This window comes from Streptomyces sp. XM4193 (assembly GCF_023072595.1).
Classification (GTDB): Bacteria; Actinomycetota; Actinomycetes; order Streptomycetales; family Streptomycetaceae; genus Streptomyces.
Window position 1 is genome coordinate 711,667 of record NZ_JALLGK010000001.1, and the last position, 16,501, is coordinate 728,167.

The 16,501-nt window shown below is 74.7% G+C and carries 10 protein-coding genes; 3 read left to right on the plus strand and 7 right to left on the minus strand.

Going from position 1 to position 16,501, the window contains the following annotated elements; translation table 11 throughout:
* Window positions 1-252: 252 nt before the first annotated feature.
* Together MTQ01_RS03040 and MTQ01_RS03045 are read right to left on the minus strand one after the other, a co-directional pair.
* Window positions 253-1,470 (minus strand): FAD-dependent monooxygenase, encoded by a 1,218-nt coding sequence (locus tag MTQ01_RS03040; protein WP_247486717.1) that lies wholly within the window; start codon window positions 1,468-1,470, stop codon window positions 253-255.
* Between the two features lie 165 nt (window positions 1,471-1,635).
* The gene (locus MTQ01_RS03045; RefSeq protein WP_247486718.1) at window positions 1,636-2,664 is read right to left on the minus strand and encodes an alpha/beta hydrolase family protein; all 1,029 of its coding nucleotides are present in this window, start codon (window positions 2,662-2,664) and stop codon (window positions 1,636-1,638) included.
* Between the two features lie 307 nt (window positions 2,665-2,971).
* Between MTQ01_RS03045 and MTQ01_RS03050 the strand changes: the two genes are divergently transcribed.
* Window positions 2,972-5,137, plus strand: coding sequence for a tetratricopeptide repeat protein (locus MTQ01_RS03050; RefSeq protein ID WP_247486719.1), 2,166 nt, complete (start codon window positions 2,972-2,974; stop codon window positions 5,135-5,137).
* Between the two features lie 95 nt (window positions 5,138-5,232).
* On the opposite strand, the gene MTQ01_RS03055 is transcribed toward MTQ01_RS03050, so the two are convergent.
* From MTQ01_RS03055 to MTQ01_RS03075, 5 genes are all read right to left on the minus strand, one after another.
* The gene (locus MTQ01_RS03055) at window positions 5,233-7,032 is read right to left on the minus strand and encodes a hypothetical protein (RefSeq protein WP_247486720.1); all 1,800 of its coding nucleotides are present in this window, start codon (window positions 7,030-7,032) and stop codon (window positions 5,233-5,235) included.
* A 124-nt stretch (window positions 7,033-7,156) separates the two neighbouring features.
* Window positions 7,157-7,639, minus strand: coding sequence for a hypothetical protein (locus tag MTQ01_RS03060; RefSeq protein ID WP_247486721.1), 483 nt, complete (start codon window positions 7,637-7,639; stop codon window positions 7,157-7,159).
* Between the two features lie 318 nt (window positions 7,640-7,957).
* Window positions 7,958-9,142: a Vms1/Ankzf1 family peptidyl-tRNA hydrolase gene (locus MTQ01_RS03065; RefSeq protein WP_247486722.1), complete on the minus strand. Its 1,185-nt coding sequence runs from the start codon at window positions 9,140-9,142 to the stop codon at window positions 7,958-7,960.
* 78 nt (window positions 9,143-9,220) lie between these two features.
* Window positions 9,221-11,182, minus strand: coding sequence for a transketolase (locus MTQ01_RS03070; RefSeq protein WP_247486723.1), 1,962 nt, complete (start codon window positions 11,180-11,182; stop codon window positions 9,221-9,223).
* 128 nt (window positions 11,183-11,310) lie between these two features.
* Window positions 11,311-11,862 (minus strand): type 1 glutamine amidotransferase domain-containing protein, encoded by a 552-nt coding sequence (locus MTQ01_RS03075; protein WP_247486724.1) that lies wholly within the window; start codon window positions 11,860-11,862, stop codon window positions 11,311-11,313.
* Between the two features lie 671 nt (window positions 11,863-12,533).
* On the opposite strand from MTQ01_RS03075, the gene MTQ01_RS03080 reads away from it, so the two are divergent.
* Together MTQ01_RS03080 and MTQ01_RS03085 are read left to right on the plus strand one after the other, a co-directional pair.
* Window positions 12,534-14,588, plus strand: a complete 2,055-nt coding sequence (locus MTQ01_RS03080) for an ABC transporter ATP-binding protein (protein ID WP_247486725.1) — start codon at window positions 12,534-12,536, stop codon at window positions 14,586-14,588.
* Complete coding sequence (locus tag MTQ01_RS03085; protein WP_247486726.1) at window positions 14,585-16,477, plus strand: ABC transporter ATP-binding protein; 1,893 nt, start codon at window positions 14,585-14,587, stop codon at window positions 16,475-16,477. The genes MTQ01_RS03080 and MTQ01_RS03085 overlap by 4 nt, the downstream gene beginning before the upstream one ends.
* The last annotated feature ends 24 nt before the right edge of the window (window positions 16,478-16,501 follow it).

Genomic DNA, 16,501 nt, shown 5'->3' on the forward strand with positions numbered 1-16,501 from the left:
AGCGGGAGGCGTACGGCCGGCGCGGGCGTACGCACACCTCCGTATGTCCGATCCGCACCGCTGAACGCCCGGCGCCGCAGGGCTCGTTGGAGCAAGGCGCGTCGGAGCGCGAGCCGGACGTGCGTGGCCCGGACGGGAGTCAGGCGTGCGGGAGCCGGGCGGCCGGGAGTCGGACGTGCGTGGGCCGGGCGTGCGTGGGCCGGGCGGGCGGATCAAGGCGTGCGGGGCCCGGTGGCCGGGCCCCTCGCCGGGTCAGCCGCGGCGCATCGCGTGGCCGCCGAAGCCGCTCCGGCCGTCCGGGGTGCGGTTCTGCTCCTGCCACCAGCCCTGGAACTGCTCCTCGTCCAGCCCGGCCCAGTCCGGTGTCTCCTCGACCTGCGCGCGACCGAGCCTGCGGGCCTGCGCGACCATCGCCGTGCCGATCTCGGTGCGACCGCGGTCGTAGGCGGCCATCGCGGCGTCCCAGTCGGTCGCCTCGCGCCAGGACGACTCCAGCGCCGCCGCGTCCTGGAGCGCCTTGACGCTGCCGCCGCCGATGTGCGGGCGGGCCACGGTGGCGGCGTCGCCGGCCAGGCAGAGGCGGCCCTGCGCGTAGCCGGGGACCTCCAGATCGTAGATGGGCTGGAGGATCGTCGAGTCGGGCGGAGTGCCGAGAATGCTCTCGGCCCAGTACGGCGGGAAGTGCTCGGCGACCAACTGCCGCAGATAGGTGGTGAGTTGCGAGCTGAGGCGACCGGGGGGCAGGGAGGTCGGCTCGTCGAGGTTCAGCTCCTTGGCCAGCTCCTCGGGCGGCGCGGTGTACAGGACCCAGTTGACGCGCGAGCTGCCGTCCGCGGTGAGGATGCGGTAGATGACGCAGTGGCCGCCGGGGAAGACCACGGTGCGGGCCTCGCCGTCGTCCGGCCAGGCACCGCCGGCGTCGGTGCCCGCGCCGCGCCAGCCGACGTAGCCGGCGTACAGCGGGCTGAGGTGCGGGAACATCGCCTCGCGCACCACCGAGCGGTAGCCGTCCGCGCCGACCACGGCGTCGTGCCGCTCCTCGCCGCCGCCGGCCAGACGCACGGTCACCCCGTCCGCGTCCTGGCTCACCGCGGCGACCGCGGCGCGGCTGCGGTAGTCGACGCCCTCGGGCACGCGGCGCCTCAACTCCTGCCAGAGCGAACCCCAGTTGTACGCCCGGAAGGGGAACGGCTGCGTCGCCAGACCGCGGCCGAGCCCGGTGTCGCCGTCGCGCACCGTCCACACCCGGCGGTCCAGCTGCTTGTACGGCATCTCGGGCGTCACGTACCCGGCCTCGTGCAGCTCGCTGTAGCGGTCGTCGTGCAGGGAGATCCCGACGCCGCGGTCCCGCAGCTCACCGCCGGCACGCTCGTAGACGGTGACGCTCGCCGCGCCGGCCCGTACGGCTGCGAGCGTCGCGGCGCAGCCCGCGATGCTGCCGCCGATGACGGCGACTCTGCTTCCCTGCATGGTCCTGTGCTCCCGGTGTCGACGACATCCGACAGCGTAGGTCATGGCCGGAGGCCGAACAGGGCCGCGGCGGGCGCCCGTTGGACGCCCGCCGCAGCCGGTGCGGAACCGGCCGCGGGACGGGCCCGCGAGCCCGTCCCGCGGCCTTCCGGCGCCGGTTCTCCGTCAGCCCGCCTTGCGCAGCCGCCCGATGATCCCGTCGAGGTCGCGGGCGAAGAAGTCGCCCCGGATGACGTGGCCGCCGCCCACCGCGTGCGACTCGTGCGCGATGCCCGCGCCGTCGAGCGCGCCCTTGAAGTCGTTCTGCGTGGTCAGCACGGCGCGTTCGGTGATCTGGTCGAAGGGGTCGAACGGCGCCGGGCTGTCGCCCGCGATCATGAAGACGCGCTTGCCGCGGTAGCGCTCGACGTTCTCCATCGGGTTGTCGGCGCTCACCCTGGCCTGGTCCCACGGCACGCCGTAGACGGTGCCGCCGGCCAGCTCCACGGCGGCGGAGCTGGCGTTCGCCCAGTGGGTGACGAGGTCGCCGGAGCCGCGCAGGTTCGCCGGGCCGGAGTGGGCGCTGACCGAGGCGAAGTGGCCGTAGTACTTCGCGGCGTACTTGAGCGCGCCGAAGCCGCCCATCGAGAACCCGGAGACGGCGCGGCCGTCGAACTCCGCGTGGGTGCGGAAGTTGGCGTCGATCCACGGCAGCAGCTGCGCCATGTGGAAGGTCTCCCAGTTGCGCGGCCCCGCGTTGCTGTGGACCGGGTTGCAGTACCAGCCGGCCGGGCCGCCGTCCGGCATGACGATGATGATCTCCTTGCGGGCCGCGAGCTCGCGGATGCCCGCCCGGTCCCAGGAGATGAAGTCCTGGCCCACGCCGCCGCCGTGGAAGAGGTAGAGCACCGGGTACCTGCGGCCGTTGTCGCGGTAGCCGTCCGGGACCAGGACGTTGACGTAGGGGTTCCAGCCGATCGCGTCGGTCTCGAAGCGGTAGAACCACATGTGCGAGTCGTCTTCGTTGGCCTCGATGACCTTCAGTCCGGCCGCGTCGGCGACCGTGGACCGCTGCTTCGCCGAGGAGCCCTTCCGCTCCTCGCCGGCGCTCGCCGAACCGGCGGTGATCAGTCCGCCGGCGGTGACGGCCAGTCCTGCGGTGAGTCCTCCGGCGGCCTTCAGCAGACCTCTGCGGCTGGGGCGGTGAACGCTCAACTTGAGCTCCTCGGTGGGGGGTTGTCGGCTCGTTCGCTCGTCGTCGCGGCTTGAAGCCTGGCGCAGGCGAGCAGAGACAGGAAGTCAACAAGCCCGGAAAAACAGGAGCGTTGACTTATGTCACCGGGCTTCTGACCTGCAATGGGAGTGATTTCGCAGCCAACTGGACGGTACCGCGCGGCAGTTGTACAGACAAGAGTGTTCGTGGATTGGGTCGCGGTGCGACTCCCGGATGTACGGACCACGGTTTCTCCCCGGGAGTCGGCGGATAGGGTCCGGGGAGGTCGGACCAGGGGAGGGGCTCGCCTTGATCGAGGTCGTCACGGTGGGAGCGGTCAGCGCCGTGCTCGCCACGGTGGGCAACGGTGTGAGCGGCGGTGTCAGCGCATGGCTGGCCGACGAGGTCGGAGCGCGGATACGCCGTACGCTCGGTCGCGAGGTACCGCTTCCGGCTGACGACGACGCACGCCGGGAGCTGGCGCGTCTGCTCCACGCCCGGATCGGCGAGGACCCCGGGGACAGCGCGCGGTGGGCCGCCTTTCTGCGGAGTCTGCCCGCCGACGACGCGGTGCTGCGCCCGCTCCGGCCGCTGCCGCCCTCCACTCCCTGGTTCACCGACCGCCGTGCGGTGCTCGCCCGGCTGAGCCGCGAGGCGAGCCGGCCCGCCCGCGGCCGGCCCCGGGTCGCCCAGCTCGACGGCCCGCCCGGTGTGGGCACCAGCGCGGCCGTGCTGCACTGGGGCGCGCTGCACGGCCGTCGGCGGTTTCCCGACGGTCAGGTCTACGTCGATCTGCGCGGCGCGGGCGGCGAACACGGTCCGCTGCCCTCGGTCGTGCTGCGGCGGGTCCTGGAGGCCATGGGCGTACCGGCCGGCGAGCTGCCCGCCACCGAGCAGGGGCGGGCGGACCGCTACCAGCAACTGATCGCCGGCAAACGGGTGTTGGTGGTGGTCGACCACGTCTCCTCGGCCGCACAGGTGCGCTCGCTGGTGCCGGCGGCCCCGGAGCCCTTCCTGGTGGTCGTGCGCTCCGGACCGCCCTTCGCGCTGCCGTGCCGACGCATCGGTGTGCCGCCGCTGCGCGACCGCGACGCCAGGCGCTTCCTGCGCAAGGACGCACGGGGCGTCCTCGCCCGGCACCGGGCCGAGGTGCCCGCGCTGCTGGCGCGGTGCGCGGGGAACGCCCATGCGCTGACCGCGGAGAAGGCCCGGTTGCTGACGGGCGCCGCGCCGACGGCCGATCCGCCGTCCGGGCCGAGTGCTTCGGCCGCCCCGGAGAACCCGGTCCAGCTCGCCGCGCTGCGCGCCTGCGCCCAACTTCCGCCGGAGACCGTCCGGTTGTGCCGCTTGGTGGCGCTCGCCGACTGGCCCTCGATCGACGCCGGGCTCGCCGCCGGTGCGGCGGGCGTCTCCACCGAGGAGGCCGCCGCCGCGCTCGCCGGGGCGGAGACGGCGCAGCTGCTGGTGCGGCTGCCCGAGGACCGCTACCGGATGAACTCCGAGGCCCGTGCCGTGCTGGCGCGCGTCGCGGCCGTCGAGGACGGCGCCGCCGCCTGCTCGACCGCGGTGCTGCGGATGCTCGACCGACTGCTCGTACGGGCGCGTTGGGCCGCCGACGCGGCGCTGCCGGCGAGCTGGCGGGTGGAGCATCCGACGACCGGCGAGAACCCGTACGCGGACACGGCCGCCGGAATGGCGGCGCTGCTGGCCGACTTGGACGGCATCGTGCGTGCGATCGTCCTCGCCGACGAGTACGGGCGGCCGGAGCTCTCACTGGCGCTGGCACGCACGCTGTGGCCGTTGCAGCTCAAGGCCGGCCGCTGGGACGAGGTGCTGCCCGCCCTGGTGTTCGCCGCCCGCCGCGCCGACGAGGTCCGCCCCGGCACCCGCACCAGCGCCGGTCTGCACTTCCAGGTCGCGCACGCACACGGCGAGTTGAAGCAGTGGCAGGAGGCGGACGAGTCGGTGGGCCGGGCCGCCGCGGACGAACGCGCGGCCGGACATCTGCTCGGCGAGGCCTCCTGCTGGGAGCTGCGCGGGCTCCTGCGGCTCTACGCCTGGCGCTTCGGCGAGGCGGGCGAACACCTGGAGCGGGCCGCCGAGTTGTACGCGCGCATCCCGGCCGGGGACCCGAGCCGGGCCGATGTGCCCAGAGCGCTCGCGCTGCTCGACCGGCACCGCGGCCGGGCGCTGCACGGCATGGGCCGACCGGTCGAGGCGCGTGCGCGACTGGAGCGGGCGCTGGCCTTCTTCGCGCCGAACGGACAGGGCGCGGAGGCGTACAACCGTGCGCGGGTGCTGACCGACCTCGCCGCGACACTGCTCGCCACCGGCGACCGCGACCGCGCACGCACCGCCGTCGACGAGGCGCGCGGGCTGCTCGCCGAGGAGCACGCGGCACCGCATCTGGAGTACCTGGCCGTCCTGCGGCGCAACTGCGAGCCGCCGGAGCCGGCGCGGCCCTCCGCCGACTGAGCCCGCCGGCCGGACCCGCGGGTTCTGGCTCGCCAGTTCTGGGTGCCGTGTGGTGAGGCGGCGCACGCGAGCGGCGCGCGGGCCGAACCGGCCTGCTACACAGGGGCGTTCGCGGGCGCGGCCTCCGGCGCCGGACGTACCGAGAAGGGCTGCGGGCCGTCCGCCGTCCGCAGCCGCAGGGTCCTGCCCGCCGCCGGAAGGGCGCCGCCCGCGGCCAGCCAGGCGTACAGCGCGGACGCGTACGCGGCGGGTTCGGCGTCCGCGCCGGGCAGCGGCGCCAGCACGAGGAGACGGCCCCCGCGAGTGCGCACGGTGCAGTGGTGCGGACCGGTGACGCAGACCGCGAGCTCGCAGTGCGGATGGCGGCGCAGCACCTCCGAGGTCCACCGCGCGGCGCCGCCCAGTCGCGGGTCGTCGGCCTCCGCCTCGCGGAGGATCACCTGTGCCGCCTCCAGTTCGCCGGGGTCGCGTGTCTCCTCGTGCACGGCGAGATGGACCGTGGCTCCGTCCGGGCCGGGACCGCGGGAGGTGCCGGAGGTGCGTTCCAGCCGGATCTCCCCGGCGCGTACGCGCACCCGGGCACTCACCTCCGAGACGGCCGTGCGCCGCGGCGGCTGGTACGGCGGCAGCGGCAGCGGCTCCAGCAGCGCGGGCGCGGCGGGTTCGTCGAGCCCCATCAGCGCGTAGAAGCTGCTGCGCAGCAGGGACGCCGACCTCAGCGGCTCGCTGCTGGTGAACTCCGCCGCCTCCGGGCGGGGGCGGTGCTCGCGGACAGCCCGCTCCAGCTGCTCGCGCAGCGGGTCCGCCGGACGGAGCGCGGGCGCCGTGCGGTGGAAGTCGGCGAGCGGCGTCCCGTCGGCCAGCCGGTCCTGCGACGTCGCCGCAACCAGTACGGGCGTGCCGAGCGCGGCCGCGTAGTACGACACCGCACCGAAGTCCGACACCACCAGATCGGCCGCGAGCAGCGCCTGCCGCCAGTGGCGCACCGGGTCGATCAGAGCGAGCCCGCCGCGTCGCGCGCGGTCCAGCCAGGCGCGTATCTGCCCCGGCCCGTGGCCGTACCAGATGTTCGGATGCAGTACGGCCGCCAACCGGTAGTCGTCGGCGGGGAGTTCGGCGGCCATTCGGGGCAGCAGGCCGGGCAGTACGTCCTGTCCGCCGCCGTCGCCGAAGAGGCCCTCAGGGTTCCAGGTGGAGTTGAGGACGACCAGCCGCTGACCGCTCCGCACTCCGAGGGCCCGGCGGAAGCGGTCACGGTGGGGAGCGGCGGCGAGCATCCGGTCGAAGCAGGGGTCGCCCGCGAGGACGGCGGACGGCAGCGCCTGCGGGCAGTCGCGCCGCAGCCGCTCCCGCTGCTCGGGGTGGGAGAGGACAAGGGCGTCGACGTAGGGCCGTCCGTCGGCGAGCAGCCACTCCGGCGAGAGCCCGAACGTCGGCTCCTCGCCGGACTCGCCGGACTCGCCGGACTCGCCGGACGGTCGGCTGTCGGCAGTCGGCAGTCGGCAGTCGGCAGTCGGCAGTTTCTTAGTGTATCCAACGCCGTGCGACAGAACAGCCAATTTGCCCTTGATCAGGGGGAGTTGACCGCCGAAGCTGGCGGATATCGCCAGGTCCACCTCGGTGCGCAGGGCCTGCTCCCAGGGCAGCACCGGCAGGCCGAGATCCGCCAGCAGCTCGGTGACGCCCGCCTGGAACGGTGAGGAGCCCGTCGAGGTCACGAGCAGCTGGACCCGGAAGTCGTCGTGGAACAGCGGCAGCACGTCCAGCAGCCGTCCGGCCGAGGTGACGTTGTGGACGACGAGGAGGACCCGGCGCAAGCCGCTTCTGCTGGTCCAGCGCTCCGCGCCCTCGCCGACGGGGACCCGTATCCCGGCCACCGGGTCGCTCGAACCCACCTGCTCCCGCCCCCTCCGTCGCCGCGCTGCCCGCCGTGCTCCCGCACCGGCCGGTCCGCCGTGCGCACGACGGACCAGCCTAGGGTCTGCCGGGGCGGGGCGGCGCGTACGGTCCCGGCGAGGGTCAGGGAGCGGCGACGTCGTCGTGGATGGCGACCTTGAACTGGGCGTGCACCACCCGCCTCGAACTGCTCGCCGTGTGGCCGACCCTGAGCCCCAGCGGGGTGTGCGGGTGGACGAAGATCTGGTGCGATTTGGTGAAGCACTGCATGCCGGGCGAGGGGCGGCGGTGGTCGGTGGCGGTGGAGTCGGACTTGCCGTTGATGCCGAGCGGATCGCGCACGAACTGGTCGCGCAGCTCCGAGTAGTTGCCCGCCTCCCAGTGGATGTTCGCCGTCAGGGTGGCCCAGCCGCCCACCTTGGGCCAGATCAGCCCGGACCGCTGGTCGGGGTGTGAGGAGACCTTGCCGTCGGGCTGTTGCGCGGGGTGCATGTTCCACACGTCGTACGACTCGTACTCGCCGTAGGGGAAGCGCAGCAGGTGGTAGCCGCCGCCGTTCGGTATGACCTGCGATCTTTCGCTGATCAGTGAGCAGACATAGAGCACGCGGGCCGCCTCTCCACGGGGAATGTCCGGGGTGTGCGTGCGGGGGTGTTCGCCCCGCGTGACCAGAGTGCAACGCGCGGCAGCGGCTGGGTACCGCCAACTCGTAACAATCCGCGCCCGGTTGGCGACTCCCGGCTGCGACCCGCCCGGACCGGGGAGCCCCACCGGCCCGGCACAGGACGGCGCAGGACGGCAGAGGGCGGCGGCGGACGGCACGCGGACGGCACGCGACGGCGCCGGGGCCGACGGAGGGTCGGTCCCGGCGCCGCCCTCGGGGAGGTGCCCGGAGGGGGAGGTGCCCGGAGGGGCAGGTGTGCCTCAGCCGGCGGCCGGCTCCGGTTGGGACCAGCGCAGTACGGCGCCGATACCGCCGACCGGCATCTCCTCGTCCACGGCCTGGGCGACCGGTTCGCCCTCGGGCGAGACCTCGGAGTCGGGCCGCGGCTCGTCCACCACGACCGCCGTTCCGCCGGTGGCGGCGACGGCGCGCAGCAGCGCGTCGTCGGCCCGCGCCGGGCTGGGCTCGGGGTCGCCGAGGTACTTGGTCTCCGAGCGCCGAAGGGCGATCTGGTCGGGCTCCTCGCCGACCCACACCTCGGTGTTGGTGTCCGGGCCGCCCGGCCGCAGCAGCAGCGTCTCGATGCGGTGTTCGCGGGCCGCCTCCAGCAGCGAGGCGACGTCCTCGACGGCGGCCTCGGCCGTGTTGGCGTCCCGGGCGCGGCCGACCCGGAAACGTTCCAGCACCCGTGCCCCGTGGCGGTGCTCCTGCTCGGCGAGCAGTTCGGCGATCTCCTCCTCCAGCAGGTCGGTGCCGGACCCGGCGGCACGTCCGCCGCGGTCGGTCTGGGTGGTCAACGGCCGCAGGGCGACCGGGAGTTTGTCCAGTACGGCGGCGCGCTGGCGGCTCTCCCCGACGAGCAGCACCGCGTCCGGGTGCGTGCGGGCCGCGACCCTGGTGAGCCGGTCGGCGACGGTGGCGGCGTTCTGCTCCCAGGTGTTCTCCACCGCCTCCTGGAAGTGGCTCTCGGACGGGTCGCCGCTGGAGGTGCGGCTCAGCGGCCAGTCCTGGCCCTGCGCCTGGCCCAGCTCCTCGGCGCCCTCGGCGCTGCGCAGTTCGAAGTCCGCGCCCTCCCGGTCGACGTAGGCGACCAGACAGCGCCGCTCCTCGCCGAGGTGCTCCACCAGCGGTGAGAGGTGCGGCAGCGGGCTCCACCGGGCCTCGGGAAGCGGCGGCGCGGCCCGCAGCGGGGTGGCGAGGCGCACTTCGCCGTCCGCGGCGAACACGGCGCGGCCCTCCTCCTCCGGGACCGGAGTGCGCAGCTCCTCGTAGACGGCCTCCTGAGTGCGCTCGTCGGCGCCTTGGCGGGACAGCTGGTGCCTGACCTCGCGGGCGGCCAGCTCCTGCTGGTCGGCGGAGTCGGGTCCGGCTCCGGCGCCGGCGACGTACGCGGACGCCCAGGGGCCGGGACGGTGAAGTACGGGGTTGAGGAAGGCGAGTTCCATGGTCTCCTCCGTTTGTCTCGGTCGTGAGAAGTGCTTAGAAGGTCGGCCGAGGGCGCGACGCGGCGGTGGTCCGTGGCGTCAGTCGGAGGCGATCAACTCCCTTGCGGCGCGGGCGATCGCCTCCGCGTCGATGCCCGCGTCGTGCAACTGCTCGTCGGGTGTCGCCGAGCCCGGCAGCTCGCGGACGGCGAGCCGGCGGAGCCGGGGCGGGGCGTGGCGGCCGTCGGTGAAGGCGTCCAACACCGCGTCTCCCAGGCCGCCTTCGGGGTGGTGGTCCTCGACGGTCAGCAGCCGTCCGGTGCGTGCGGCGGCCTCGTGGAGCGTGGCCGTGTCGACCGGTTTGACCGAGTACAGGTCGACGACCCGGGCGGCGATGCCGTCCGCGGCGAGCGCCTCGGCGGCCAGCAGCGCCTCCGGCACGGTGACCCCGGCGGCGACCAGTGTCACCTCGTCGATGTCGCTGGAGCGCAGCACCTTGCTGCCGCCGATCGGGAAACGCTCCTGCGGGTCGTAGATCACCGGTGTCGCGCCGCGGAGGGTGCGCAGATAGCGCACGCCGCCGAGCCAGTCGCTCTCGGCCATGGTGGCGACGAGGCGGGCCGTCTGGTGCGCGTCGCACGGGTGGAGCACGGTGGAGCCGTGCACGGCCCGGAAGGCGGCCAGATCCTCCAGTGCCATCTGGGACGGGCCGTCCTCGCCGATCGCCACACCGGCGTGCGAACCGACCAGGTTGATCCGCGCCCGGCTGACCGCGGCCATCCGCACGAACTCGTAGCCGCGCTCCAGGAACGCGCCGAAGGAGGAGGCGTACGGCACCCAGCCGCGCGTCTGCATCCCCACCGCGGCGGCGACCAGCTGCTGTTCGGCGATGTAGCACTCGAAGAACCGCTCGGGGTGCGCCTCGGCGAAGGCACGGGTGCGGGTCGAGTCGCCGACCTCCCCGTCGAGCACCACCACTTCGGGGTGCGCCCCGCCGACGGCGACCAGCGCCTCGCCGAACGCGTCCCTGGTGGCGACCCGTGCGCCGCGCTCGTAGACCGGCAACCGCGGCGCGGAGCCGTCCGGTTCGGCGTCGGCGGGGGCTGTGGCAGCCGCCGGGACGGGCGGGGCTGTCGGGGCGGGCGGGGCGTCGGGGGCGCGCACCGGGACGCGCAGGTTCCGTCGTCCGCCGAGTTCGGCGACCGCGGACTGCGCGTCCGGCAGCGGTTTGCCGTGCTTGCCCTCCCGGTCGGCGACCGCGGCCACGCCCTGGCCCTTGACGGTGCGGGCCAGGATCGCCGTCGGCCGGTCGGTGACGGCGACGGCCTCGCGGTACGCGGCGTCCACGGCGTCCGGGTCGTGGCCGTCGACCTGCACCGTGTGCCAGTCGTGGGCCTCGATCCGGCGCGCGTAGGCGTCCAGGTCCCAGCCGTGGCGGGTCGGGCCGCGCTGCCCGAGCCGGTTGACGTCGACGATCAGGGTCAGCCGGTCCAGGCGGTCGTACCCGGCCTGTTCCAGTGCCTCGGTCACCGAGCCCTCGGCCATTTCGCTGTCGCCGCACAACACCCAGGTGCGGTACGGCTGTTCGGCCAGCCGCGCCTCGGCCAGCGCCATGCCCACCGCGATCGGCAGCCCCTGGCCGAGCGAGCCGGTGGCCACGTCCACCCACGGCAGCCGCGGCGTCGGGTGGCCCTCCAGCCTGCTGTGCCGTTTGCGGAAGGTCAGCAGCTCCTCGTCGGTGACGGCGCCCACCGCCTTGTACGCGGCGTACAGCAGCGGCGAGGCGTGTCCCTTGGAGAGGACGAGGTGGTCGTTGCCCGGATGCCGCGGCTCGCTGAAGTCGTACCGCAGCTGCCGGGCGATGAGCACGGCCATCAGCTCGGCCGCGGACATCGAGGACGTCGGATGGCCGGAGCCGGCCGCGTCCGCGGCGCGCACCGAATCGACGCGCAACTGCTGGGCCAGTTCGTGGAGATCGAGTTCCGGGGCGTCGGCGGGCGCTCCTGCGGGGGCGTCCGCGGTGTCGGTGCCGGCGGCTCGGGGTCGTGTGCTGTAGTTCATCGTCTGGTCACTCCAGACCGTTGCTCGACGTCGGTGTCCCGCCCTCGGACGGCGGCGCCCGCGGCGGCGGCGACCGGCCTCGGGCGGCTGCCCGGCCTGCCGGCGTACGCCCCGCGGGCGTCTGCTCGTTACGCCGCCGCACCCGCCTGGGCGCTGAACTCCTGGAGCGCCGCCGCGTTGAACGCGGGCAGATCGTCCGGTTTGCGGCTGGTCACCAGCGGATTGGGGCCGTCGGTGCAGACCTTGACCTCCTCGTCGACCCAGGTGCCGCCCGCGTTGCGGATGTCGGTTTGGAGACTGGGCCAGGAGGTGAGGGTGCGGGCGCGCACGACGTCCGCCTCGATCAGCGTCCACGGCGCGTGGCAGATCGCCGCGATCGGTTTCCCGAGGTCGCGGAACGCCTTGACGAAGGCGACCGCCTCGCCGTCCAGGCGCAGTGCGTCCGGGTTCGCGACCCCGCCGGGCAGTACCAGCCCGTCGAACTCGGTCACCGAGGCCCGGTCGACGGTGAGGTCGACCGGAAAGGTGTCGGCGGCGGTCAGATGGTGGAACGCCTGGACCTCGCCCGCCTGCGGCGCGACCAGGACGGCTTCGCCGCCCGCGTCGCGCACGGCCTGCCAGGGCTCGGTCAGCTCGACCTGTTCCACACCCTCGTTCGCCACCAGGAATGCGATGCGCATGTGTGTGCTCCTTTCCCACCCCCGCCTCCGCGTCCTCGCGGTGGGCGGGCGGTGCGATGTCACTCGCGGCGGCGGGGGCCCGTGGCCTCGTCCGCCGTCGCCCGTGCGGCGCCGGTCCGGTGCGCCGGCGTCCGGCTCTCTGTGTGTGACCGGCCCCGTGCGGGCCGACTCCGTGTGACCGGCTTGCCGGGCCGGTTCTGCGGCCGGCTCCGTGACCGGTTCTGTGCGTCCGGCGCCGGTGCGGTACGGCCGGAGCCGCCGTGCGGTCCGCGGAACTCACTGCGGCTTTCGGGCCCGCCGCTGCTCCGCGACGCGTGCCGCGGCTGCCGGCACTCACTCCATCGTGCCGGGCACCGGGCCGACCGGCATGTTCTGTATGAGGGACCGCCCGCGGCGGAGCGCCGCGAAATCCCTTGAACTGCCGGTCCTGCCCGAGCCCGCGCCGGGTTATGCATCGCAACGCCGACGGATCCACGAGCGACCGGCAACGCAGGCGGAAGCGGCCCGGCAACGCGGGCGGAAGCGGCCCGGCGGAGGTGCGGCGCGCGGATAATCGGTGTCGTGCCGCGTCGGTCGCTCGCTACCCTCGGGCCGAACCCCTCCTCCGCAGGCGTCCGCGCAGCGCACACGCCTGCGCACCCCCGCCGCCCGGAACGGAACCCCACCCGCTGATGGCTGACGACCGCCCTGCCGCCTCCTGGCCCCGACCGGACCGGATCGGCAAGCGCTGGCGACCGCTGCCCGACGGGACCCCCGAGCCCGCGGTGCTGCGACCCGCCCGCTATCTGGGGTGGCTGGTGCGTCGGCAGTGGCCGCGGGTGCTGTGGGCGGCCGTGCTCAGCAGCGCCTGGATGACCACGCTGATGCTGCCGCCCTACCTCGTCGCCCGAGGCGTCGACGACGGGCTGCGCGAGGACGACTTCGGCGCCGTCGTGCGGTGGTCGGCGGCTCTGCTGCTGAGCGGGGCGGTCAGCGCGGCGCTGGGCATCGCGCGGCACCGCACCATGACGTTCGCGCGGATGTACGCCGGCTTCCACACGGTCGAGCTGCTCACCCGCCGTGTGCTGCGGCTCGGCTCCTCCTTCGCGCGCCAGTCCAGCACCGGCGATCTGGTCACGGTCAGCGGTTCCGACGTGCAGCGCATGGGCCACGCGCTCACCCTCGCCGGGCCCGGCGTCGGCGCGGTGTTCGCCTACGGCGTCGTGACGGTGCTGCTGCTGCGCATCTCGCCCTCGCTCGCGGCGCTCGTACTGCTCGGCGTGCCCGTGATCGCGCTGTCCACCGGCTCGCTGCTGGGCCGGCTGCAACGGGCCGAGGCCGAGTACCGGGAGCAGCAGGGCGCGTTGACCGGGCGTGCGGTGGACCTCGCGGCCGGGCTGCGGGTCCTGGCGGGCATCGGCGGGCGGGAGCTGTTCGCCGAGCGCTACCGCACCGCCTCGCGCCGACTGCTCGGCGAGGGGTACCGGGTGGGGGCGGTCAACAGCTGGATCGCCGCGCTGATGATCGCGCTGCCGAGCGTCTTCCTCGCGGTGGTCACCTGGTTCGCCGCGCGCCAGGCCGTCGCGGGCGAGATCACGCTCGGCGAACTCATCGCGGTCTACGGGTACATGGCGCTGCTCATCGTGCCGGTCTTCTTCCTCGTCGAGGGCACGGACCAGCTGGTCCGTGCGCTGGTCTCGGCCGGCCGTGTCGTACGCATCCTGCGGGCCCGACCGCCGCAGGACGAGGGCAGCGAAGCGGTGCCGCCGCGGAGCCTGCGGCCCGAGCTGCACGATCCGCAGTCCGGGCTCACGGTGCCCCACGGCAGCTTCGTCGGCCTCGTCGCCGCCCGGCCCGCGGTGGGCGAACGGGCGACGGAGCGGCTGGGCCGGTACGGCGACACCTCGGTGACCTGGGGAGGCGTACCGCTGACCGCGCTGCCGCTGGCCGACGTCCGCGCACAGGTGCTGGTCGCGCAGAACGAGGCGCAGCTCTTCGCCGGTTCGCTGCGCGAGACCGTCAGCCCCGGGCCGCGGTTCGACCGACGGCAGCGCGGCGCACCGGACGACCGCGCGGTGCGGGCGGCGCTCCGCGCGGCTGCCGCCGAGGACGTGGTGGAGTCCATGCCCGACGGGCTGGACTCACGGGTCGAGCCGCAGGGACGCAACCTCTCCGGCGGTCAGCGGCAGCGGCTGCGGCTCGTCCGCGCTCTGCTGGCCGACCCGGAGGTGCTTCTCCTGGTCGAGCCGACCTCGGCGGTCGACGCGCACACCGAGGCGCTGGTCGCCTCCGGGCTGCGCACCGCACGCGAGGGCCGGACCACCGTGGTCGTCACCACCTCGCCGCTGCTGCTCGACCGCACCGACCTGGTCTGCCTGCTCGACCGGGACGGCCGGCTCGCGGACACCGGCACCCACGCCGAACTGCTGGCGCGCCGCGCCGACTACCGTGCGCTGGTCCTGCGCGGCACCGCCGACGAGGACACTTCCGGCGGACGGAAGGCCCAGCCCGGCGGCGGGACCCGGGCCGGTGCGGCGCAGCCCGGCGAACGTCAACCGCCGGGCGGACGGGTGCAGTTCGGCGAACGGGGGCCGGACGAGGAACGGGGATCGGGCGGCGAACGGGGGCCGGACGAGGAACCGCGACCCTCCGGCGAGCGGCAACTCCCGGGCGAGCGCGGCCCGTTCGGCGGCAGCGACGGCAGCGGCGGCAGCGACGGCAACGAGATGGAAGGGGCGGGCAGTTGAGTTCTCCGACCAGAAACCGGCTGGACCGGCTGCCGGTCGCCGACCGCGCGGCAGTGCGCGCCGCACTGCGCGCGCTGGTGCGCGGCGACCGCCGCGCCGTCGCCGCCGTACTCGTGTTCAACGCGCTCGCGGCCGGAGCCGGGCTGGCGCTGCCCATGCTGCTCGGCACGCTGATCGACACCGTCGACTCCGGCGGCGGCACCACCACCGTGGACCGGCTGGCGCTGGCGCTGCTCGGCTGCGCGCTCGCCCAACTCCTGCTCACCCGCTGGGCGTTCCGCTCCGGCTACCGGTTCGGCGAGCGCACCGTCGCCCGGCTGCGCGAGGAGTTCGTCGACCGCACTCTGCGGCTGCCGGCGCCCGTGGTCGAGCGCGCGGGCACCGGCGACCTGACCACCCGCAGCACCACCGACGTGGCCCAGGTCGGCCAGACGCTGCGGGACGCGCTGCCCGAGGTCTTCCTCGCCGTGACCGAGGTGACCGTCCTGTTCGTACTGCTCTTCTTCCTGCACCCGCTGCTGGGGCTCTGCGGAGCACTCGGCCTGCCGCTGGTCGTCGCGGTCACCCGCTGGTACCTGCGCCGCGCCCGGGCCGCCTACCTCGCCGAGGGCGCGGCCAACTCCGAGGTCGCCGAGAGCCTGGCGGCCACCGCGGAGGGCGCCCGTACGGCCGAGGCGCTGGACCTGGGCGCCCGGCGCCGGCAGGACAGCGACGACTGTGTGCGGGAGGCGTACCGGGCGCGCACCCACACGCTCAATCTGCGCTCCGTCTTCTTCCCGGTCGCCGACCTCGCGCACGCCGTGCCGATGGCGGCGATGCTGCTGGTCGGCGGCGCACTGGTGCTGGACGGCTGGACGAGCCTCGGCGCGGTCGTCGCCGCCTGCCTGTACGCGGTGCGCGTGGTCGAACCGCTCGACACGATCCTGATGCAGCTGGAGTCGATGCAGAGCGGCTCGGCCTCGCTGGCGCGCATCAAGGGCGTCGAGCAACTCCCGGACGGGGGAGGGGAGTCGGGCGCCAACGCGGCGGAGAGCGGGCGGTCGCGGCTGCCGGACTCGGATCTGCTGGAGGTCCGCGGACTGCGGTTCGCCTACCACCCGGGGCGCGAGGTGCTGCGCGGGGTGGAGCTGACCGTGCGGCCGGGCGAACGGCTCGCCGTCGTCGGCCCCTCCGGCTCCGGCAAGTCCACCCTGGCGCGGCTGCTGGCCGGACTCGCCGAACCGGAGGCGGGCTCGGTGACGATCGGCGGCGTACCGGTGACGGAGCTGGAACCGGCCGAACGGCGGCGGCGCATCGTCCTGGTCACCCAGGAGTACCACGTCTTCCGGGAGACCCTGCGCTTCAACCTCGCGCTCGCCGCTCCCGACGCGGACGACACGGCGCTGCTGAGGGCGCTGCGCGCGGTGGACGCGGGCTGGGCCGAGGAGCTCGCGGACGGCCTGGACACCGCGCTCGGCCCCGGCGGGATGCTGCCCGACGCGGCGCAGGCGCAGCAACTCGCCCTGGCCCGCGTGGTGTTGGCCGATCCGCACACCGTCATCCTGGACGAGGCGACGGCCATGCTGGACCCGACCACCGCCCGTCAGACCGAGCGTTCCTTCGCGGCGGTGCTGACCGGCCGTACCGTCATCGCGATCGCGCACCGCCTCCAGACCGCGCACGACGCGGACCGGGTGGCGGTGATGGAGGCGGGCGAGGTCGTCGAACTGGGCGCTCACCGGGCGCTGTTGGCCGCCGAAGGCAAGTACGCCTCGCTCTGGCGCTCCTGGCACGGCACCGGGACGGGCGCGGGCGACGGCGCCGGGACGGGCGACGGCGCCGGGACGGGCGACGGCGCGATCACCGGTGCACCGGGACGTTCCGGGGCGGACGCCCGGCCGCGGGGCTGAGCTTCGCGCGTCCCGGCCGGAGCG